14 protein-coding genes are annotated in these 20,546 nt (G+C 67.9%); 2 read left to right on the top strand and 12 right to left on the bottom strand.

The genetic code is table 11. From position 1 onward, the window contains the following. The first annotated feature begins 46 nt into the window (after window positions 1-46). Window positions 47-2,038, top strand: a complete 1,992-nt coding sequence (locus VI08_RS13820) for an SPFH domain-containing protein (protein WP_045830176.1) — start codon at window positions 47-49, stop codon at window positions 2,036-2,038. Window positions 2,039-2,059: 21 nt separating this feature from the next. On the opposite strand, the gene VI08_RS13815 is transcribed toward VI08_RS13820, so the two are convergent. The 4 genes from VI08_RS13815 to VI08_RS13800 all read right to left on the bottom strand — a co-directional run bounded on the left by VI08_RS13815 (window position 2,060) and on the right by VI08_RS13800 (window position 7,967). Then, a complete protein-coding gene (locus tag VI08_RS13815) occupies window positions 2,060-5,164 on the bottom strand; it encodes an efflux RND transporter permease subunit (RefSeq protein WP_045830175.1) in 3,105 nt (1,034 codons plus the stop codon). Beyond that, window positions 5,164-6,264 carry an efflux RND transporter periplasmic adaptor subunit gene (locus VI08_RS13810; RefSeq protein WP_052697950.1) on the bottom strand — a complete coding sequence of 367 codons (1,101 nt, stop codon included), beginning with the start codon at window positions 6,262-6,264 and terminating at the stop codon, window positions 5,164-5,166. The genes VI08_RS13815 and VI08_RS13810 overlap by 1 nt, the downstream gene beginning before the upstream one ends. Next, window positions 6,261-7,535, bottom strand: a complete 1,275-nt coding sequence (locus tag VI08_RS13805) for a TolC family protein (RefSeq protein ID WP_084621514.1) — start codon at window positions 7,533-7,535, stop codon at window positions 6,261-6,263. The genes VI08_RS13810 and VI08_RS13805 overlap by 4 nt, the downstream gene beginning before the upstream one ends. A 69-nt stretch (window positions 7,536-7,604) precedes the next feature. Then, entirely contained in the window at window positions 7,605-7,967 is a 363-nt protein-coding gene (locus tag VI08_RS13800) for a hypothetical protein (protein ID WP_052697947.1), read from the bottom strand. Window positions 7,968-8,095: 128 nt separating this feature from the next. Here VI08_RS13800 and VI08_RS13795 point away from each other — a divergent pair, with 128 nt between their 5' ends. Next, window positions 8,096-8,869 (top strand): class I SAM-dependent methyltransferase, encoded by a 774-nt coding sequence (locus VI08_RS13795; protein WP_232309553.1) that lies wholly within the window; start codon window positions 8,096-8,098, stop codon window positions 8,867-8,869. Here VI08_RS13795 and VI08_RS13790 read toward each other — a convergent pair. From VI08_RS13790 to VI08_RS13755, 8 genes are all read right to left on the bottom strand, one after another. Beyond that, window positions 8,850-9,995 carry a Gfo/Idh/MocA family protein gene (locus tag VI08_RS13790; protein ID WP_045830174.1) on the bottom strand — a complete coding sequence of 382 codons (1,146 nt, stop codon included), beginning with the start codon at window positions 9,993-9,995 and terminating at the stop codon, window positions 8,850-8,852. The two genes, VI08_RS13795 and VI08_RS13790, sit on opposite strands and share 20 nt — an antisense overlap. Window positions 9,996-10,007: 12 nt before the next feature. Next, on the bottom strand, window positions 10,008-11,231 hold the full coding sequence (locus VI08_RS13785) for a nucleoside permease (protein WP_045830173.1): 1,224 nt from the start codon (window positions 11,229-11,231) through the stop codon (window positions 10,008-10,010). Continuing rightward, on the bottom strand, window positions 11,228-12,286 hold the full coding sequence (locus VI08_RS13780; RefSeq protein ID WP_045830172.1) for a sugar phosphate isomerase/epimerase family protein: 1,059 nt from the start codon (window positions 12,284-12,286) through the stop codon (window positions 11,228-11,230). Before VI08_RS13780 ends, VI08_RS13785 begins: the two co-directional genes overlap by 4 nt. Before the next feature lie 102 nt (window positions 12,287-12,388). After that, entirely contained in the window at window positions 12,389-15,292 is a 2,904-nt protein-coding gene (locus VI08_RS13775; RefSeq protein WP_045830171.1) for a D-alanyl-D-alanine carboxypeptidase family protein, read from the bottom strand. Window positions 15,293-15,305: 13 nt separating this feature from the next. After that, window positions 15,306-16,412 carry a hypothetical protein gene (locus VI08_RS13770; protein ID WP_045830170.1) on the bottom strand — a complete coding sequence of 369 codons (1,107 nt, stop codon included), beginning with the start codon at window positions 16,410-16,412 and terminating at the stop codon, window positions 15,306-15,308. Further along, entirely contained in the window at window positions 16,409-16,735 is a 327-nt protein-coding gene (locus tag VI08_RS13765; protein WP_157006778.1) for a hypothetical protein, read from the bottom strand. Before VI08_RS13765 ends, VI08_RS13770 begins: the two co-directional genes overlap by 4 nt. Before the next feature lie 23 nt (window positions 16,736-16,758). Continuing rightward, complete coding sequence (locus tag VI08_RS13760) at window positions 16,759-18,024, bottom strand: hypothetical protein (protein WP_045830168.1); 1,266 nt, start codon at window positions 18,022-18,024, stop codon at window positions 16,759-16,761. Continuing rightward, a complete protein-coding gene (locus tag VI08_RS13755; RefSeq protein WP_045830167.1) occupies window positions 18,021-20,396 on the bottom strand; it encodes a hypothetical protein in 2,376 nt (791 codons plus the stop codon). The genes VI08_RS13760 and VI08_RS13755 overlap by 4 nt, the downstream gene beginning before the upstream one ends. Window positions 20,397-20,546 lie beyond the last annotated feature (150 nt).

Genomic DNA, 20,546 nt, shown 5'->3' with positions numbered 1-20,546 from the left:
GTTTCGTGCGCCTTGTTTTCCACCCACCGCATGAGGACATGCAGCCATGACCTGGCTTATTGCAATCGCAGTTGCCGTCGTCTTACTGATCGCGCTCGTTCTTATCTCCAATGTCATCGTCTACATCCCCAACGACCGCGTCGGCGTCGTCGAACGCCTGTGGGGTGCCCCCTCGGTCAAGCAGGGCCTGATCGCGCTCAACGGCGAGGTGGGCTACCAGCCCACCGTGCTGCGCGGTGGCCTGCACTACTTCGTGCCGTTCCAGTGGCGCGTGCACAAGGTGGACCTCGTCACCATCCCGCAGGGTGAGCTCGGCTACGTGTTCGCCCGCGACGGCCTCGACCTGGAAGAAGGCCAGGCGCTGGGCCGCACCGTGCCTGCCGGCATCGGCGACGTGGACGCCTTCCTGCGCAACGGTGGCCAGAAGGGCCCGCAGCGCATGGTGCTGCGCGAAGGTACCTATGCCATCAACGTAGCGCAGTTCGCCATCATCACGGCGTCGCGCGTGCATGGCCTGCTGCTCTCCGAAGAAGAGCGCGGCACCATCGACCGCATGGGCAGCGTGCTGGCCGAGCGCGGCGGCTTCGAGCCGGTCATCATCGGCGGCCGCCGCCAGAACGCCGCCGCGCAAGCCGACGACAGCAGCAACGACATGCTCGGCGTGGTCACGGTACACGACGGCCCGGTGCTGCCGCCGGACGAGATCGTGGCCCCGCGCGTGGGCCAGGACACCGCGGACAAGGCCACCTTCCACAACAACTTCCAGAACATCGACGCGTTCCTGCGCGCCGGCGGCAACCGTGGCCGCCAGCACCAGGTGCTGGTGGAAGGCACGTATTACATCAACCGCCTGTTCGCCACCGTGGACTACATCGCCAAGACCGTCGTGCCCGTGGGCTTCGTCGGCGTGGTGGTGTCGTACATCGGCACCATCGGCACCGACCGTTCGGGCGAGGGCTATTCGCACGGCGAGCTGGTCGACAACACGTGCCGCGGCGTGTGGAAGGAGCCGCTGCTGCCGGGCAAGTACGCGTTCAACACCTACGCCGGCAAGATCCAGCTCGTGCCGACCACCAACTTCATCCTGAAATGGACGCCGGAGGTGACCAACCTGCATAAGTTCGACGAGAACCTGTCGGAGGTGTCCCTGATCACGAAGGATGCGTTCGAGCCGTTGCTGCCGCTGTCGGTCGTCGTGCATATCGACTACCGCAAGGCTCCGCTGGTGGTGCAACGCTTCGGCGACATCAAGCGCCTTGTCGACCAGACGCTCGACCCGATGGTCAGCGCCTACTTCAAGAATATCGGCCAGACCAAGACGCTTATCGAGCTGATCCAGAACCGTGCCGATATCCAGCAGGTGGCGGGCGTCGAGATGATGGGCCGCTTCGCGGCCTACAACCTGGAACTGCAGGAAGTACTGATCGGTACGCCGCACGGCAGCGGTGGAAACGCATCGGGCGCGCGCATCGACGCGATCCTCAACCAGCTGCGCGACCGCCAGGTGGCGATCGAGCAGGTGGCGACGTTTGAGCTGCAGGAGCAGTCGGCGGCCAAGGAGCGCTCGCTGCGCGAGGCGCGTGCCAAGACGGATATCCAGGCCGAGCTCACCAATTCGATGATCCACATCGAAATCAAGAAGAACGTCGGCGAGGCCAACGTGGTGGAAGCGACCAAGCGCGCGAACGTCATCGGCATCGATGCCGACGCCGAGCGCCGCCGCTTGTCCGCCGAGGGTGACGGCCGTGCGTCGGCCATCGCCGCGGTGGGTAAGGCGGAAGCCGAGGCCATCCAGGCCAAGTCGCAGGCGTTGACGGGCGAGGGCGCACGCCTGCAGCTTATCAACACGCTGGGTGCCCAGTTCGCCGACGCCATCCGCGACGGCAAGATCGCCATCGTGCCGAAGATCGCGCTGGGCGGTGGCGATGCCGCTGGTTCGGGGCTGGGTTCGCTGATCCAGCTGGCCAGCTCGTTGCTGGCCCAGCGGGTGGATGCCGGCGTGCTGGACGCCGACCACCCGCCGGCCACCCAGGCCTGACGGGTGGGTGCCCGGGCGCCGCTAGTCGCGGCGCCCGGTGCGCTTGCCTTCCATCCAGTCGTACAGCACGGGCAGCAGCACCAGCGTCAACAGCGTGGACGTGATGAGGCCACCGACCACCACGGTTGCCAGGGGGCGCTGTGTTTCGGCCCCCACGCCGCTGGAAAGCAGCATGGGCACCAGGCCCAGGATCGCGACGCTGGCGGTCATCAGCACGGGCCGCAAGCGAAGGGCCGTGCCGCGGACCACCGACTCCCGTACCGAAAAGCCAGCCGCCTGCTGCTCATTGAGGAAGCTGACCAGGACGATGCCATTGAGCATGGCCACGCCGAACACGGCGATGAAGCCGATGGCAGAGGGCACGGACAGGTACTGCCCGGTCACGAACAGGCCGACGATGCCGCCGATGGTAGCGAACGGTACGTTGGCCAGGATGAGGCCGGCGTAGCGCACCGAGTTGAAGGCGGTGTACAGCAGGATGAAGATGAAGAAGATGGTCGCGGGCACGATGATCGCCAGCCGCTTCAAGGCGCGTTGCTGGTTTTCGAAGGCGCCGCCCCATGCGGTGTAGTAGCCCGCGGGCAGTGGCACGGCCTTCGCCAGCGCCGCGTTGGCTTCCTGCACGAAGCCATCGATGTCGCGGCCGCGCACGTCCATCTGGATCACCGCGTACCGCTGCAGCTGCTCACGGCGGATGAATGAGTAGCCTTCGGCCGTGCTGATCGTCGCCACCTGGCTGAGCTGCACGAGCGCGCCGGACGGGGTGCGCAACGGGATGCGTTCGATGGCCTGGACGGATGCCTTGCTGGCGTCGTCCAGCCGCACCGTCATGTCGAAACGCTTCACGCCATCGAGCACCGCGCCGATGGGCTCGCCGCCGATGCCGTTGCGCACCACCGTGAGGATGTTTTCGGCATTCAGGCCGTAGCGGGCCAGCGCATCGCGGTCGACCTCGATGCGCACCTGTGGCTTGCCAATGTTGGCCTCCAGGGCCAGGTCCGCGACGCCGGGCACGCTGGCGAGCACGCCCTTCGCTTTCGCGCCCAAGCGGTCGAGCTCGCCGAGGTCGTTCCCATAGAGCTTCAACGCCAGGGTGGCACGCACGCCGGAGATCAGCTCCTCGATGCGCATCTGGATCGGCTGGGTGTAGCTCACCACGGCGGTCGGCAGGCTCGCCTCCAGTTCCCGCTGCATGGCCTGCTGGATCGACTCGATGGTTTCGCCGTCACGCCATTGTTCCCTGGGCTTGAGCGGCGTGTACACCTCCATGTAATTCACGTCGGCGGTCTCGCCTTTTTCGGCGCGGCCGATCATCGCCAGTGTCGTGTCCACTTCAGGGAACGTCGCCTTGATCCGGTCGGCCACGCGCCGGGAGATGTCGATCGATTCCTCGAGCGACGCCGAAGGGATCGACGTGATGCGCCACATGATCGCGCCTTCCCGCAGGTTCGGCATGAACTCCTTGCCGAGGAACGGGAAGAGGGCGAGCGCACCGACGAGCGCGGCGGCGGCCATGCCGATCACCGCCTTGCGATGGCCGAGCGACCACGCCAGCACCCTCGCATAGCCCCGCTTCAGGTAGGTAACCAGCCGGGTGTCTTTTTCCGCCTTCGGCTTCAGGACGACGGCGGCCAGCACCGGGATGAGGGTCAGGGCCAGGAGCAGCGAGCCGGCCATGGCGAAGCTGATGTTGAAGGCCATGGGCTTGAACATCTTGCCCTCCAGACCCTGCAGGCTGAACAGGGGCAGGAACACCACGATGATGATGAGGATGGCGAAGGCGATGGGTGCCGCCACTTCGCGGGCGGCCTGCAGCACGGCGGCCGTCTTGTCGACTTTCTCCCCGTGCGCCATCCGCTCGGCCATGATGCGGAAGGCGTTCTCCACCATCACCACCGCGCCATCCACCATCATGCCGATACCGATGGCCAGGCCTGCCAGCGACATCAGGTTGGCGGAGAGACCGGCCTTCTCCATGCAGATGAAGGCGATGAGCATCGCCAGCGGCAGCGTCACCACCACGATCAGCGCGCTGCGCAGTTCGCCCAGGAACAGGAACAGGATGAGTGCGACGAGGACCGAGCCCTCGACCAGCGCGCGTACCGCCGTGCCGACGGCCGCGTTGACCAGGTCGGTGCGTTCGTAGACCGGCTTCACCACGGTGCCTTCGGGCAAGGCTTGCTTCACGGTATCGAGCCTGGCCTTCACGGCATCGACCACGCTCTTGGCGTTCTCGCCGATGCGGGAGAGCGCCTGGCCCATCACCACCTCCTTGCCATCGCGGGTGACGGCGCCGGTACGCGGCGCGCCGGCTTCGGTCACGGTAGCGACGTCGCGTACATAGATGGGCGTGCCATCGTCGCTCGTCAGCACGATGTTGCCGATGTCTCTGCTGTTCTTTACCAGGCCCAGGCCGCGCACGAGGTATTGCTCGCGGCCAACATCGATGACATTGCCGCCGACCTGGGCATTGTTCGCTTCGAGCGCCTGCATCACGTCCTTGAAGCCAAGCCCATGCGCGATGAGCTTCAGCGGGTCGATGCGCACCTGGTACTGCTTTTCCTGGCCGCCCCACGAGGTGACATCGTCGACGCCCGGCGCGGTGCGCAGGATGAGGCGAACGGTCCAGTCCTGCAGCGTGCGCAGGTCCATGTCCGACGGCTGGTGCTTCAACGTTTCATCGGCGCGTTCGACCGTGTACCAGAACACTTGGCCAAGACCGGACGTGTTGGGGCCCATCTCGGGCTTGCCGTAGCCGGCCGGTAGCCGCTCGCCGACCTGCTGCAGGCGCTCATTCACGAGCTGGCGGGCGAAGTAGATGTCCATGTCGTCATCGAAATAGACGGAGACATACGACAGCCCGAACAGGCTCACCGAGCGTATGTCCTGCACCTTGGGCAGGCCGGCGAGCGCCGATTCGACCGGCGTGGTGAGCAGCTGTTCCACGTCCTCCGAGGCAAGCCCGGAGGCCTCGGTGTAGACGTTGACCTGCACTGGGGTCACATCCGGGAAGGCGTCGATGGGAAGCGTCCGCACCGCCTGGTAGCCGAGGGCGGCGACCACCACGAAGGCGATGACGACGAGGACCTTGTACTTAAGGGCGAGGGCAACGAGGCGTTCGAGCATCACTCGTCCCCCAGCTGCGCGCGCAGGATGCGTGCCTTGAGCGCGAACGCTCCCTTGGTGACGTAGGGCGTGCCGGCCTGAAGGCCCGCCTTTACTTCCGTCCAACCGTCACGGGTTTCGCCCACCTCGATCGCCAGCGGCTCGAACTGGCCCGGTGCCTTGCCCTTCACGAACACGGTGGCCTGGTTCTGCAGCAGCACCACGGCCTCGGCCGGTACCGCCAATGGCCGGCTCTGCGAGGCGATGTCGATGCGGGCTTCGACCAGTTCGCCCGGGTGCAACAGGTCCTTGTCGTTCGTGACCTTGATGCGAACCGCGACGGTGCGGGTCTTCTCGTCCGTCTGGTGCGAGCGCTGGATGACGGTGCCCTTGAGCTCGATGCCGTGGGCAACGATGGTGGCCGCGGCGTCGGGCCGGGCCTGCTCGGCCATGGCGGGGGCAAGCCGTGCCTCCACCCACACGGAGGATTCCGCGACCACGGTGAACAACGTGCGGCCGGGTTCGATGCGTTCGCCCACCACGAAATCGTCGGTCGTGACGCGGCCGTCCCGCGGCGCGAGCAGTTCGAAGCTGCCATCGGCCGCCGACGAGCCTCGTTTCACGAGTGCACTGATCTGCCCATCGGACATGCCATAGACCTTCAGCTTCGCCCTTGCCTGGTCGCGCTGCACGAGTGCTTCGTTATAGCGGCGCGCGGACACGGCCTGCGGCCCGAGGGACGCGACGCGCGCCCAGTCCTGGCTCGCGACGATGAGTTGGCCCTGGGTTTCAGCGACGTCGACGCTGGAGAGCACGACGAGCGGCTGGCCTGCCTTGACGACATCGCCGAGCTTCACCTTGCGGGCCACCACCTGCGAGGCGACGCGCGGCGATACCAACGCGGTGGAATACGCATCCACCGTGACCTCACCGGGGGCGCGGACCTGGTCGGTGATCGTGCGCGCCTCGGCATGGCCTAGCGTGATCCCGTCTTCTTTGATCTCCTTCGCATCGAGGATCAGCGGGTTGCCACCCTCGGCGGCGAGCGCCTGCGAGGGCGTTGCGAGGGCGAGGCCGAGGGCCATCACAAGGGCGGTGCAGCTATTGAACGGACGCGTCATGGCGTGGAATCCCTGGTGGTGCCGTCGACCCATTCGGTCAGGCGGCCGGAAGCGGCGAGGTAGTCGAACCACGCCTGCCAGGCCTGGCTTTCCAGCGCGAGGCCGGAGAGGGCGGTGTCGAGGCTCTGTTTCAACTGGACGAGGTAGTCCGAGGTGCTGATTTCGCCGGCCTGCCATAGCCGGTCCAGCAACGCGGCGCGCTCGTCGAACGCACTGGCGCGGCCCTGCTGGAAGCCGGCGCTGGCGGCGCGCAGCGAGGCGTAGGTGGCCTGCGCCTGCTTGAGCAACGCATCGGATCGAAGCTGCGCGGCGCGGCGTGATGCGAAGGCGGCGTCCGCTTCCGCGCGTGCACTGGCCACGTCGTAGCGGCCACTGTTGCGCACAGGCAACGGCATGGACACGCTGATGCCGACGACCTGGTCGGTGCGGCTGCCACTGCGTACGCGGCCACCGGTCACGCTCACCGTGGGGTCGGGGCGACGGTCGCGATCCGCGACGGTGACCGCGGCGTCGGCGCGATCCTGCTCGGCCTGCGCCCTCAGGAGTTCAGGGCGTTCGGCGGGCGCCACGGCCACCACGGTATCCGCTACCGGTGGCAGGTCGCGCGGCAGGGCAGGTAGCGTGGGCGTGGGATGACCATCCAGCGCCGCCAGTGCGCCGAGCGCAGCCGCTTCCTGGGCATCCAGCGAGGCTTGCTGGATCTGCGCTTCGCCCAGCGCGAGGCCAGCCAGGTCGCGCTCCGGGCTGCTGATGTCGCCGACAGCCAGGCGCTGGCCGGCCAGCGCATCGAACCGCCGCATGAGGTCGAGCCGGCGCCGTCCCAGCATGGTTTGTTCCCGGCCTAGCGCTGCGCCCGACCAGGCCTTCAGCCAGGCCAGCGCGACGTCCCGGCGCTCGAGATCGTAGGCCGCTTGTTGCACGCGTACATCGGCGGCGCCCTGTACGACACGCGCCTTGCGCTTGCCGGACACGTCCAGCGTCAGGCTCGCGCCGGCCGTGCGTCGATCCACATCGGCGTTCTCACCCTCGAGTTGCAGGGAAGGGTTATAGACCGGCTGCGCCGCGGCCATCGCGCGGGCTTGCGCCGCGCGAAGGTTGGCGTCGGCCGCCTCGACCCGTGGGTTCCCGCGCCACAGGTCGCGGATGGCCGCCTGCAGCGCAGGTGGCGGTATTGCTGGTGAGCTTGCCTGCGCGGCTCGTGACGGCGAGGAAAGGGCAGCAGCAAGCAGCACGCACAGGGCGCCGACAGGCGCCGTACGTAACATGAACATGGATGGATTCTCCTAAGGCACACGCATTCCGCGCTGCTGCGAAGGCAGGCAGCGCGCCAGGGCGAGCACTTAGGCGATGGGTGGCCGCAGGGGCGATGCGGGCGCGCGCACGGAAGGCGCAGCCGGCGGATGGGCCTGGATGAACGGCAGGAGGGTGACCAACGCGACGACCGGTGCGGCGGACGGCAGCGCCACGGCATGCGCGCACGCGCAGTGGCAGCCACCGGGTTCGCCGAGCAGGCACCCCTCGTCGGGCCCTGCATCGGCATGCGAGGCCGCGACTGCCACGCTGGCGATCGCCACCGTACTGGGCCCGTCGAGCGTGCACGCCGTGGTGCTGGCGACCTTGATCAGCACCGCGAACATCACCAGGATCCACGCCCCCTTGAGGGAGCGCAGGCGCTGGAAGACGGTGGCGGTGCGGTTGGGCATCGGGCAAGGATAGGAAGGGTGCGCGGTGTTAGACAATCACGGTGACGGCCTATGGCGCGCGGCCCGGCAGGGGATTAGGCTCGGGTTTCCGCATGTCGCAGGGCCGCGCGCCCTAGGGAAGGCAAGCCGTGAAGTCCACCGTTCTTGCCGTGGCCATCGCCACGGCCGTGCTCACCGTCCCGGCCGCGATGGCCGCGCCGCCCGCCAACCCTGCCATCGCAAAGGCCGTGGCCGATGCGCACCGGCCCGACAAGGACAAGGAGCAGGATGCCGTCAGGCACCCGGCGGAGCTCGTGGCGTTCTCGAAGGTGAAAGCGGGCGACACCGTCATCGACGTGTGGCCAGGCAAGGGTTACTGGAGCCGGCTGTTCTCGCCGGTCGTCGGCGCCAAAGGCAAGGTCTACGCCTACGTGCCCGCCGAGATCGTCGACATGAAGAGCGACCCGATGGGCATCGCCAAGGCCTTCGCGGCGGAACCGGGCTACGGCAACATCGAAGCCATTTCCGACCCGCTGGCCCAGCAGCCACCGCCGGACATGCAGAACAAATTCGACGTGGTGTGGACGTTCGAGAACTACCACGACCTGCACGATAGCTTCATGAAGGGCGCGAGCGTCGACGGCTTCAACCAGGCGGTTTTCAAGCTTCTCAAGCCCGGCGGCTATTACATCATCGTCGACCATGCCGCGGCGAAGGGGCAGGGCCTGAAAAACACCGAGGACCTGCATCGCATCGAGGAAGCGACGGTGAAGGCTGAGGTCGAGAAGGCCGGTTTCGTGCTCGATGAGGAATCGAAGCTGCTGGCCAGCACCACCGACGATCACACGCTGAAAGTGTTCGACCCGGCGGTGAAGGGCAAGACCGACCGCTTCATGCTGCGCTTCAGGAAGCCGGCGAAGTAGCCGCCGGCGACGGGATGGCGAGCCACTGCCGGCTCGCCGCCGAGGCCACCACGCGATCGGTAATGCGGGCGGCGCGAAGGCCATCGACGAACGTCGGCAGGCCATCGACGCGTTCGCCGGCGATGGCGGCGTACGTATCGGCCACGAAGGCCTCGAAGCACTGCGCGTAGCCCTGTGCGTGCCCGGCGGGTAGGGTGGCCAGGCGCCGCTGCTCGGCGCTGCCCGCGTTCGGGTCGCGCAGGAATACGCGGCTGCCGTGCTCGCCACCGAGCCACAGCTTTTCGCTGTCTTCCTGGTCGAACGCCACGCTGCCCGTGGCGCCATCGAGCTCGAACCACAGCCGGTTCTTGCGGCCCGGCGACACCTGGCTGACCGTGACGGTGGCGAGGATGCCGCGGCTGGTGCGGAACATGGCGGCCGCCACGTCTTCGCTGGTGACGGCTTCGGTGCCGGCATCGGCCTGCGCCGCCGTGAAGCTTTGCGCCGCGGCCTTGCTGCGTTCCGCCACCACCGTGGAGAAGCTTGCGCTGACCTCCACGAAACGCTCGCCGCTCACCCACTCGACCAGATCGCACCAGTGCGAGCCGATGTCGGCGAAGACACGCGAGGCGCCGCCCTTGGCCGGATCGACGCGCCAGTTGTTGGCCTGCGCATCCATGAGCCAATCCTGCAGGTAACTGCCGTGCATGAGCCGCATGGGCCCCAGCTCGCCCGCGGAGATGCGGGCACGCGCCTCGCGCACCACGGGGTGGAAGCGGTAGACGAAGGGCACGGTGGCCACGAGGCCCGATTCGCGCGCCAGGGTGGCCAGCGCGAGCGCATCGTCGACCGTCGTGGCCAGCGGCTTCTCGCACACCACGTGCTTGCCGGCACGCAGCGCGGCGCGGGCATACGCCGCGTGCTGCGCGTTGGGCGTGCACACGTGCACCACCTGTACCTGGGGATCGGCCACCACATCATCGATGCTGGCGTAGGGGCGCGTGCCCCAGGCCTCGGCCACCTCGCGCGAGCGCTCCGGTGTCGATGCGCAGACGCCACGCAGGGTGGCGCCCGCCAGGAGCGCCGCGCGGCGGTGCACCGCGCCGATCATGCCTGCGCCAACGATGGCGATGCCCAGTGAGGCCATGGGGGCGTCCTTTTAAGCCGGGTGGGTGGCGGGCGCGGTGCGGTCCGCGCGCTCGCGGAACAGCGCCAGGAACACCAGCAGCACCACGAAGGCGACACCCGCCGGCACCAGCCAGATGCTCTTCCAGTCATGCACGCCGTTAACCGTGAAGTGGTCGACGACGATGCCCGAGAGCCAGCTGCCGATGAGCATGCCGACGCCGTACGTGGCGAGCGTGATGAAGCCCTGCGCGGCGGTGCGGAACTTCGGGCCGGCGTGCTGATCGGTGTAGATCTGGCCCGTGACGAAGAAGAAGTCGTAGCAGATGCCGTGCAGGATGATGCCCCCCACCAGCAGGGCGTAGCCCGTGCTGTCGACCGTGCCGAACGCGAACAGGATGTAGCGCAGCACCCACGCGCCCATGCCCAGGGCCAGCATCATCTTCACGCCAAGGCGCGAGAAGAAGAACGGCATGGCCAGCATGAGGATCACTTCCGATGCCTGGCCCAGCGATTGCAGGCCGGCGGCACCCTTCACGCCCAGGTCGTTGAGGAACGGGTTGGTGAAGCTGTAATAGAACGCCAGCGGCACGCAGATGGCGACCGATGCGAGGAAGAACACCAGGTACGAGCGGCTCTTGAGCAGGCGCAACGAGTCAAGGCCCAGGATGTCGCTCATGGAGACATCGGCACCGCGCTTCAGCGGCGGCGTATCGGGCAGGGTGAAGGCGTAGATGGCCAGCAGCAGCGACGCGCCGGCCGCCATCTGGAAGGTGAGTTCAAGCCGGTGCTGCTGTTCCCAGCCCAGCCAGCCGATGAGCACGCCCGCCACGATCCAGCCGATGCTGCCGGCGACGCGCACCGGCGGGAACTGCTTCTCGGGGTTGTCCATGTGCCGCATGGCCACGCTGTTCACCAGCGCGAGCGTGGGCATGAACAGCACCATGTAAACCATGATGAGGGTAAGGAACGACGAGAACGTGGCGGCCGATGCGGCGAACCACAGCAGCACGGCGCCCACGAGCTGCAGCACCGCCAGGATGCGCTGCGCGGAGAAGTACCGATCGGCCACCAGGCCGACGATGAACGGCGCGAGGATGGCGCCGATCGACTGGCTGAGGAACGCGGCCGCGACCTGCGAGCCGGTGGCATGCAGCGGGCCAGCGCCAAGGAACGTGCCCAGCGTGACGAACCACGCGCCCCAGATGAAAAACTCCAGGAACATCATGCTGCCCAGGCGAAACATCATCGGTTTCATGCGGTGGTTCCCAGCAGGCGATCCAGTGCCGCTGGATCAACGGAGGCGTCGGCGAAATCGTCGAACGCGCGGTCGGTCACACGGATGATGTGATCCTTGATGAAGGGGGCGCCTTCGCGGGCGCCATCCTCGGGATGCTTCAGGCAGCACTCCCACTCGAGCACCGCCCAGCCGTCGAAATCGTACTGGGCGAACTTGGAGAAGATGCCGCGGAAATCGACCTGGCCATCGCCCAGCGAACGGAAGCGGCCCGGGCGGTCGATCCACGCCTGGTAGCCGCCGTACACGCCACTGGTGGCGCTGGGCCGGAACTCCGCGTCCTTCACGTGGAAGATGCCGATGCGGTCGTGGTAGCGGTCGATGAAACCGAGGTAATCCAGGTGCTGCAGCAGCAGGTGGCTGGGGTCGTAGAGGATCTTGGCGCGTGGGTGGTGGTCCACCGCCTCGAGGAAGCGCTCGAAGGTGACGCCGTCATGCAGGTCTTCGCCGGGGTGGATCTCGAAGCACAGGTCGACCCCGGCCTCGTCGTACGCATCCAGGATGGGCCGCCACCGCTTCGCCAGTTCGCCGAAGGCGCGCTCGACCAGGCCGGGCGGCCGCTGCGGCCACGGGTACATATAGGGCCACGCCAGCGCGCCGGAGAACGTGGCATGCGCCTTCAGGCCCAGCCGCTGGCTGGCACGGGCGCCCATCTTCAGCTGCTCGACGGCCCAGGCCTGGCGCGCGGCCGGATTACCGCGGACCGATGCGTCGGCGAAGCCATCGAACAGGTCGTCGTACGCGGGGTGCACGGCCACCAGCTGGCCTTGCAGGTGCGTCGAGAGCTCGGTGATCTGCATGCCGTGGTCGGCGAGGGTGGTGCGGATGTCGTCGCAGTAGGCCTGGCTTTCGGCGGCCTTGGCGAGGTCGAAGATGGCCGGGTTGCTGGTGGGCACCTGCACGCCCTTGTAGCCGAGCGAGCCGGCCCAGGCGGCCATGGTGTCGAGGCGATTGAACGGGGCCTCGTCGCCAATGAACTGGGCGAGGAAGAGGCCGGGGCCCTTCAGCGTTTTCATCACGGCACCTGCTATGAAATCGATTTCATGGATACTAGCAGTGGCCTCCGGGATGTCATGATGCGTCGCATCATCGGAGCGCGTGATTCGCTTTGAGGGCCCTCACGCGCCCGATGATGTCGTATAGGCCACGCCCGGCCGCGGCTGGTAGGGGGCGAGTTCACGCCCGCGCGGATGCTGGCCCGTCACGAACCAGCGCTTGCGCCGGCGTACCTGGTCGGCCCAGCGATGGGCCGAGGTCGTGGCCAGCACGTCGGCGATGGCAAGCAGCACGTCCGCTTCGGGTATGGCGCCCGCGCCATGCCGCGTCGCCAGTGCCGCCATGGCTTGCTCGATGAGGAGCCGGCGTTTTTCGACGCCATCGAACTTCTTCTTCGTCCACCCTTTGCCATGGCTGGCCACCGCATCGAACATGAAGCAGAACGCCTGCTCGCTTTTCAGGTGGAACGCCTTGCAGTAATAGTCAGCGCGTGCGAGCAGGTCGCGGACATAGCGCACCTGGATTTGCTGGAACGCCGTGTCCTCCGACAGGCGCCTGAAATAGCCCACCCAGGGCTGCCGCACCGTCCAGACGGGTTTGCCGCGGGCGCCGGTCGATGCGGTATTCATCTGCTCGACGGCGAACCGGTGCTGTTCCCTGACGGCGTCTGTGCCTTTGCGATTGATAAGCTCAAGGAAGCGCGAGGCATCCGGGCCAAAGACCTGGACCCAACGAGCGGGGTTTTCCCTGGCGAAATCGCGCAAGAGCGGTTGCAGGCTACCGGTGCCGATCGTCCAGTTCACCAGGCCGAACGAAAGGCCCTGGCCATCGAAGTTGCTACTGAGCCCATAGAAGCCACCAGCCTTGCCGGTCTCGAAAAGGCTGGTGATCTCCACGGCCCTCTGCTCCGACGCGGTGAGGCCGCTGCCGGCCAGGCCCGCTTCCTCCTGCGGGATGTCGAAGGCCTCGTACGCTTCGCTAGCGGGTGTGGCCTCCTCGGTCGATGCCGCTCCCCACGCCAGGTCACGGCTATCGTTGAATGCATCGAAACGCGCGGTGGCGTCGCCGCCTTCATCCTGTGCCACTTCGTCGCCTGCATCGAGCGCCTCGGCCTCATTGGCAAGGCTCGCGACATCCTCGTCTTCGTCAAGCGATGCGTTGTAACCCTCCGCCTGTGCGTCGGCCTCGCCGTGCCACGCCGGTAACGCCGCGAGCAGGCGCGGGAGATACGTGGCGGGGATCGCGCAGTGCGCCACCCGCCCAGCGTCCACGGGCATCATGGCGAGCCGACCATGGGCCGACAGGGCCAGCTTCGCGAAAGCCTGGCCATTCACGCCCGTCGTCAGTTCGCGTGCGATCGCCGAGCCCTGGGTCCGGTACGTGCCGTGGCGGTACACGATGGTGGCCAGCAAGTCGTCCCTGGATGCCAGCCAGGCGCGCCAGTCGGCGATGGGCGCGGAGTATGTCGTATCGAGCGCCCACACATGCAGCGGCTTGCCAAGCGCGCTGCCCTGCATCTGGGCGGCCCCATGCTCGTGCGCCATCGCATCGAAGAAGCCGTAGGCACGCGAGTGGCCGGCCAGGATAAGCCGCGCGAGGGTGGGCGGCGTGGGGCGCCCGGTGAGGTCACGCACCTGGTCCAGCGCTTCGGCGGCTACCGCGTTGAAGTTGTCAGGCCGACCCAGCCGATGCCACTTCTTGCCGTAGGCCATGCCGTTGGCCGCCAGGTGCTCCCAGTCGAGGTGCGGCACCATCACCACGATGGGCCGGCCAGAGGCCTCCGCCAGCGCGCCGAGTTCGAAGGGGCGCCCGGTGATGAACGACGCCGGCCGGTTCTTCAGCACGGGCTGGCACAGGTCCAGGCCGTGGGCGTAGAACAGCAGCTCGACCTGGGATGCGCGTCGCGCCGCCTGCGTCACGTACACCGCGACCTTCACGCCAAGCGCTTTCGCCGTGAACGTGCGGATCATCGCCGCGCCTTCGGCTTCGTCTTCCTGCGCCACGGCCGCGCCCACGGCGGTGCCTTCGAAGCGGGCCTTGAAGCCCGGCGGGTTGTATTCCCAATGCCAGGGTTCGTTGCGGTACGGGTACCAGCCGAAATCCCGCCCACGCAGGGCCATCCATTTGTATACGGGCGAACGGTACATGCGCACGAGGTTGCCCATCTTCGCCGCGGTGCCTGCTTTCGCCGCGCTGGCGTCATCCACCCGCGTATTCGCTTCGGCCACGGGCAGGCCGCGGACCGCCATCCGCAGATCGATGGCGAGCCCGTACATGTGCGCGGAGACGCCCCGAGCCACGGCGTTGGGATTCGACTGATGCGCACTGAGCGACGCCTGCTTCGCGCGGCTGCGCCACGACGAGAGGATGACCAGGTCGACGCCGTCGGCCCGTGCAGCATCGTGCATGCGCAGGAAGGCGTCGCGCGCTTCGGCGAACAGCCGTTGCCCGGCTTGCTGCGGCACCGGTTGCGCGGGGTGTTCGCGGAACCGCAGCGTCGACGGCACGCGCCGCTCGGGCGTCACGCTGGCCATGGCGTTGAACAAGGTGCGCGCGAGGGCCCAATGCGCCTTGATGGTGTCGGTAGCTTGCTGGCCCCTGGGCACGTTCCCCGGGAACTCGATGCCCGACCAGTCTTGCGCGAGGAAGCGTTCGCGCATCGTGGCGTCGGGCAGGCGCTCCAGCGCGGAGCGATCCAATGCGTGTATCCACGCACGCTGGGGTTCCGTCAGCGACAAGGTGCCGCCGCCCGCGGCGCCCACGGCTTCTGTTTCCGGCTCCGCATAGGCCTCGCCCGCATCGCGCTCCTCGTCGTCGGGCTGCGCCTCCTCACCGGCGCCGCTGGCACCGTCCGTGTCCAGCCACGCCAGTGCTTCGTCCTCGCCTTCTTCACGCAGGAAGGGGGGTTCGCTGTATCCATGCCAAGGCGGTGCGGCGTCGAAGCTTTCCCGCTCGCCTTGCCCGTCCGCGAACGGCGTGGCCAGGCCCAGTTCGTCGTATGCGCCGGTGGGGTTCGTGGTGGCCATGGTGGGTCATTCCTCACTGCACGCTGACAAGCCGCGGACGGGCGGTATCGACCGGCTTGGCACGCACTTTCAGGTCCTTGCCCGTCGCGGCGGCCCATTCGGTGATAAGCCGACGGCTCTCTTCGCCGATGGGTGTCGGCGCGCCGGGTGGCGACGCCGGAGGCGGTTGGTCGAGGTAGAGCACCCACGCGGTGCCTTTCTTCACCACATCGGATTCAAGGGTACGCAGGAACAGCGAGAGGTCCGGTGCCATCGCAAACATGGCCTCGGACTTGCCGTGCGCGGGCAACCCCACTTTCAGCCCGAGCGACTTGCAGCGGCTGGCCTCGTCCGTGCCCGTCACCCCGCAATCGCGGATGAAAGGCGTGTTGGCGTTGAAGCTCAGTTCGGTCCAGCCAAGGGCGGTTGCCGCGGCCAGTTCCTCGCGGTCGAGCAGTTGCTGCTGCCGCCGCGATTGCAGCGTGAACTGCAGTTCCTGGGCGATGCGGTAGATGCGGTCGTCATCGGACGAGTTCACGCCCGATGAGTTTTTTACGTTGGAGATGGCCTGCCACACCTCGAACAGCAGCTCTTCGAAAAGGTGCACGAACTGGGCGTTGCTGACATTGGGCCGATCGTACGTGGATGGCTGGTTATCGTCGGTGCCGAACGCGAGCTGCACGCCGAACACGCGATCGTAGGCGTTGCGGCGCACATCCTCGGCCGGGCGGCGCACTTCGCTGGTCGACAGCCACGGCGAGAGGGGGTTCGCCGCACCGAACAGCAGGCACTCCGTGGCGTCTAGCCAGCGTTGCGTATCCGCCAGCGGAATACCGAGGGTTTCGCCTGCACGGAAGGCGCGCACCACGCGGCGCAGGATCTGCACGGCCCGCGTGTTCTCCAGCGCATAGCTGTAGCCGAGATGGTCCCAGGCGCGGCTGCCGGCAGGTGGCGCGTAGGCGGCGAACTTGCCGGTGGCCAGCAGCGCTTGCCGGGCCGGGCCGACAGGGTGGCCGCCCGCGTTCCACACCTGCTCCATGTGCAGGGCGAGGTCGAGCGGGTCGGCGGTCAGGACTTCGAGCGCAGCGGCGTTCTGGGTGTAGCCGGCGTCGACCATGCGCTGGATAAGCTGCTGGATCATGGCGTGCTCCAGGATGGGTGGGGGGGCTCGAGCGAGCCGGTGCCGATCCACGACGGGCGTTTCAGCTCCGCGCGAACGTGGGCCAGGCGCGCCATGTCCTTCGGGTCCATGGGGGTGCGTCGCGGCGGCGTCAGTTCGGCGAGTGGTTCCAGCTGCGCCGACAGCTTGCAGAAGCCGTTGATCAGCACGTTCTCGACGGCGTTGGTGCCGATCAGCTGGCGTACCAGCACGCGCATCTCGTCCATCTCGCGCTGCATGCCGGCCAGTCGCTCCTGGCTTTCCACGCTATCCGCGCGGGGCTCATCCGGTGGTTGCTGTCGCATGTCGCTTCTCCTCGTTCGCTTGTTCATGCCGCGCGGGCTCCTGCGTTGAACCAGGTGCGCGCCCGCTCGATCCAGCGTGGCGCCGTTTCAGGTTGTTCGGCCTCACGCAAGCCGGCGAGGGCGACGATGCGGATGCCCTCGGCCTGCCGCCAGTGGCTGGAGGTCCACAGCGCGGCACCGGCATAGTGCTCAAGCTCGGCCAGCGCAGCGGGCGAAACGCGCTGCGGGTCGAGCACATCGGTCATGGGGCGGCCACGCAGCGCGGGCACGGGTGCCGCAAGGCACGCGGCGGCGATGCGGGGCATGGCCGCCATGGACCGGGCAAGGAGGGGCTGCACGCTCTCGTCCGCGTGGCCCAGCGGGTGGCAGGCTTCCATCGCGCGCTGCAGCTGCGTCCAGGGCCCGTCGCCGCCGAAGCATTGCCTGGAAAACGCACAACCCAGCGCCGTGCGCAACCAGCCTATCGGGTGTGGATCACCGATGGGCCACGCAAGGATCGTCCGTGCATCCCCGACGACGTCGTACAGCGCGGCCACGGATGCGTACCCGGTGTGCAGGAACGCATACACATCGGCCGTGATCTCCGGCGCCCATGCCGTCCACATCGCCTGCAGGGGCGGGTCGTCGGCGAGGGTGGCGGCGATGGCTTGCCGCACGGCCGGCGTCCAGCCCGTGAGGTACGCCACCTGGTGCCCCGTTTCGTGGAACAACGACGTGGGCCGGTACAGGTTGTGGCGCACGATCTTGATCGCGGCCACGGGCATGATCGTGCCAGGGGCCCAAAGGCGCACCCCGGCACGCAGGATCGACGCACCCGTGCCTTTGTCCTGGTACACCAGCACGGCCGGCACGGGCTTGTTCGCGCGCTGGAGCACGGGCGCCATGCTTGCCACGGCCAGGCGATCGAGGGTCGATAACGTGGCGCAGAGCGATGGGCTGGTGCGTGAGTTCACGGCATCGCCGAGGAAATCGAGCGTGGTATCCACCTGCACGTAGCGATGCCGGAACCGTTGCACCGCGGCTTTCGCATCGTCGAGCAAGGCAGGGTTGGCGCGTGCCTTTGCGATCAGCGTGGCCGTGGCTTCACCCAGGGCGATGAGTTCCTCGACGGTCGCGTTCATCTGCCGCCGTAGCGGTATGCCGATGTTGCGCTCGACCGACTGCCACGCGCCGAGGGAAGCGAAATCCTCCGCATCGCGGAACGTGCGCGACGCAGCCAGCCAGTGCGCCACCTGCCGCTCGAGGTCGGCGCTGACGAGGTGGTGCTCCAGTGACGCCACGCGGGTCATTTCTGGCCCCTCCCGGAACCCACGCTGATGGCGATGGCGGGCGAGCCACGCAGCGCGGCCTCGGCCGCGGCGGGGGACGTGGCCTGCGCCAGGGCGTCGAGGCCGGGCACGGCCGTCAGCCGGATCCTCACGGTGACGCCCGCATCCGGGTGCGCCGCCGCGCGGGCGAACGCCTCGCTGTTGTCCTTCACCCACGCCGCAAGCGCGGGCAACACCCAGCTTTCGAGGCGCCGCCGCAACACGGCCACGAGGTGGGCGGGCAGGGCGCTGGTGGCGGGCGGCGCGAGTGCTTCGTTGTCTTCACTGTCCTCGTGGACGATGCGCAGGTGGCCGTGCGGCGCGGCGTCGGAGCGTTGGGCCGCGGCGCGGTACAGGGTGGTCAACGCCTGCAGCAGGGCGGTGGGGCCACGCCCCTGGCGGATCGCCTCGGCGATCCCCTGCGCGTCGGCCTCGGACAGGAACAGGCCGACCGTGATCTTCGAGCGGCGCAGGTTAACGACCGTCCACGCACGGCTTGGGGCCAGCCGTGCCGCCGTCGTTCGCGTGGCGGCCTCGGAGAGCACGAGCGCGCCGGCCGCACCCGTGGGTTCGAGCAAGTAGAAGCGTTGGCCGACGGCGATCTTGTGGCGTGATTGAAGGAAGCCCGGCGCCGTCGCGACGCCCAGCTTCGGCTCGCGCAGCAGCAGGCCCGCGGCTTCGGGCGTCAGCGGGTGTGCCTGTGACGACGCGGCATGGCTTGTCCCGCCGCCGGCGCGGTCCACGCGCAACATGCGCGGCAGCGTGGTACCTGCGACGGCCTCGTAGATGTGCATCCGCGCACGCACGGGGAACGTCGCGCCGGCCGCACGCAGCACGGCGCCGACGGTGGTTCCGCCGAAGCTCGGCAGCGCATCGGCCATCTGTGCCGTGACCTCCACCTCCGGCACGCGACTGTACTTGCGGTACGTGCGCACGCTGCGCGGACGTTTGCTGATGAACGTGCCGCCCAGCGACGGCGCCTGGCGCAAGGCCTGCCGTACGAAGCGCTGCGGGAAGTGGCTGGCCACGGCCTCGCCGAACGCAGCGGCCGTGGCCAGCTGCGTGAGGTCCTCGTTCTCGAAGATGTATTCCTCGCTTTCGGCCAGCCGCCGCGTGGTGTCCTCGACGACACTGGCCAGCGCGACAGGGCCTGCCTCGTCACGACGCGAGGCGCCCGTTTCCTCCGACGATTCCAGCTGCACGAGTCGCAGGCCGGTGTCGACGATGGCGTTGGACAAGGGGCCCGTCAGCGTGGGGCCGACCCAGCCGCGGATCACCTGCCCAAGGTAGCGCGCGAGGAACTGCACGACCTTCGGCCGTCCGACGAGCTTGATGCCCATGCGAAGCGCACCCAAAAGCGCTGGCACGAACTGTTCGATCGCGGGGGCAAGGTCCTCTTCGTCCTGGGCGGTGCGTATCCGGTCGATGAGTTCGCCGCGCGCTTCGGCAAGGCGCTCCAGTGCGCGGCCATCGGGCGCGGCTTCGCGGTCGGCATCCTCATAGCTCTCGCCAGCGAAACCCATGGCCGGGTCCGCCACGAGGGCTTCCGCGAGGGAGGCATCGAAGGATTCAGCCAGTGCCGCGGTATCCGCGAGCGTGGCGGGCGAAGCATCGCCTTCGTAGGCGGCCTGGCCTTCCTGCCAGGTTTCCGATGCCATCTGCTTCGCCAGTGCACGTGCACTGGGCTGCAGGGCCGCGGGCAGGCGGCCGATGGCGATGGAAAGCACGCGCTTCAGGAGTGGGTTGATGAGGCCACGCAATTTTTGCAGCACGGGCCCGAGCAAGGTGCCCGCCACCTTGCCCACCACCGAGCCCACGCCCTTCGCGGCGTTGGCGACGAACTTCACCGCGCTCTTCGCCTTGTTGATCAGCGAGCCGAGGAATTCTTCACCCGCGGGTGTCAGCTCGCCCGGTTGCGGGTCAAGGCGATCGAGTGCTTCGCTGAGCTGTTCGTCGGTGAGCGCGTCGATGTGGGCGTCGGCGAGGCCAGCCTCGAGCGACGACAGGTATTGCTGCGCCTCGAAGCGGACGGCCGCGAGCTGTGCGTCGCCGTAGCGCTCGCGTTCGGCGACGGATGCCGGGGATTCGTCGGTGAATCGATCGGCAATCGCTTGCTCGGTTTCTTCGGCGAGAAAGGCCACCGCTTCGTCAAACGCCTCGTCGCGAAGCTGCGCAAAGGCCTGCATGAGACGCTGGTCGGTCGCCGCCTCGGCGACCGGCATGCCGCCCGATTCGGCGAAGGGCATGAGGCCCGTTTCAAACGAGGGGGTCGATTCCGTCGCAGGCGCCGCATCCTCCGGCGCGTAGATGGCTTCGGCAAACGGGTTCCGCTCGGATTGCTGGTCGATCGACATGGGACCGCTCCACGCCCTTGGCTGGTGGAGGCAGTCGATCACAGGTGCCATCCACGACCATGCACCCGGTTGTGAACCGCACGTGCCACCGACGTGGCCCCGCCGTCCGCGCCACCCGCCGGTCGCGTCCGCCTGGCGTCCGCCATCCGT

This window comes from Luteibacter yeojuensis (assembly GCF_000964085.1).
Classification (GTDB): Bacteria; Pseudomonadota; Gammaproteobacteria; order Xanthomonadales; family Rhodanobacteraceae; genus Luteibacter; species Luteibacter yeojuensis_A.
This window is presented reverse-complemented; position numbering and strand designations above follow the sequence as displayed.

Excerpts from the sequence above, each read along its gene's own strand:
- VI08_RS13775 (WP_045830171.1), bottom strand. The coding sequence starts at position 15,292 with ATGGCCACCACGAACCCCACCGGCGCATACGACGAACTGGGCCTGGCC.
- VI08_RS13760 (WP_045830168.1), bottom strand. The coding sequence starts at position 18,024 with ATGACCCGCGTGGCGTCACTGGAGCACCACCTCGTCAGCGCCGACCTC.
- VI08_RS13780 (WP_045830172.1), bottom strand. The coding sequence starts at position 12,286 with ATGAAAACGCTGAAGGGCCCCGGCCTCTTCCTCGCCCAGTTCATTGGC.
- VI08_RS13800 (WP_052697947.1), bottom strand. The coding sequence starts at position 7,967 with ATGCCCAACCGCACCGCCACCGTCTTCCAGCGCCTGCGCTCCCTCAAG.
- VI08_RS13765 (WP_157006778.1), bottom strand. The coding sequence starts at position 16,735 with ATGCGACAGCAACCACCGGATGAGCCCCGCGCGGATAGCGTGGAAAGC.
- VI08_RS13790 (WP_045830174.1), bottom strand. The coding sequence starts at position 9,995 with ATGGCCTCACTGGGCATCGCCATCGTTGGCGCAGGCATGATCGGCGCG.
- VI08_RS13805 (WP_084621514.1), bottom strand. The coding sequence starts at position 7,535 with ATGTTCATGTTACGTACGGCGCCTGTCGGCGCCCTGTGCGTGCTGCTT.
- VI08_RS13770 (WP_045830170.1), bottom strand. The coding sequence starts at position 16,412 with ATGATCCAGCAGCTTATCCAGCGCATGGTCGACGCCGGCTACACCCAG.
- VI08_RS13755 (WP_045830167.1), bottom strand. The coding sequence starts at position 20,396 with ATGTCGATCGACCAGCAATCCGAGCGGAACCCGTTTGCCGAAGCCATC.
- VI08_RS13820 (WP_045830176.1), top strand. The coding sequence starts at position 47 with ATGACCTGGCTTATTGCAATCGCAGTTGCCGTCGTCTTACTGATCGCG.
- VI08_RS13810 (WP_052697950.1), bottom strand. The coding sequence starts at position 6,264 with ATGACGCGTCCGTTCAATAGCTGCACCGCCCTTGTGATGGCCCTCGGC.
- VI08_RS13785 (WP_045830173.1), bottom strand. The coding sequence starts at position 11,231 with ATGAAACCGATGATGTTTCGCCTGGGCAGCATGATGTTCCTGGAGTTT.
- VI08_RS13815 (WP_045830175.1), bottom strand. The coding sequence starts at position 5,164 with ATGCTCGAACGCCTCGTTGCCCTCGCCCTTAAGTACAAGGTCCTCGTC.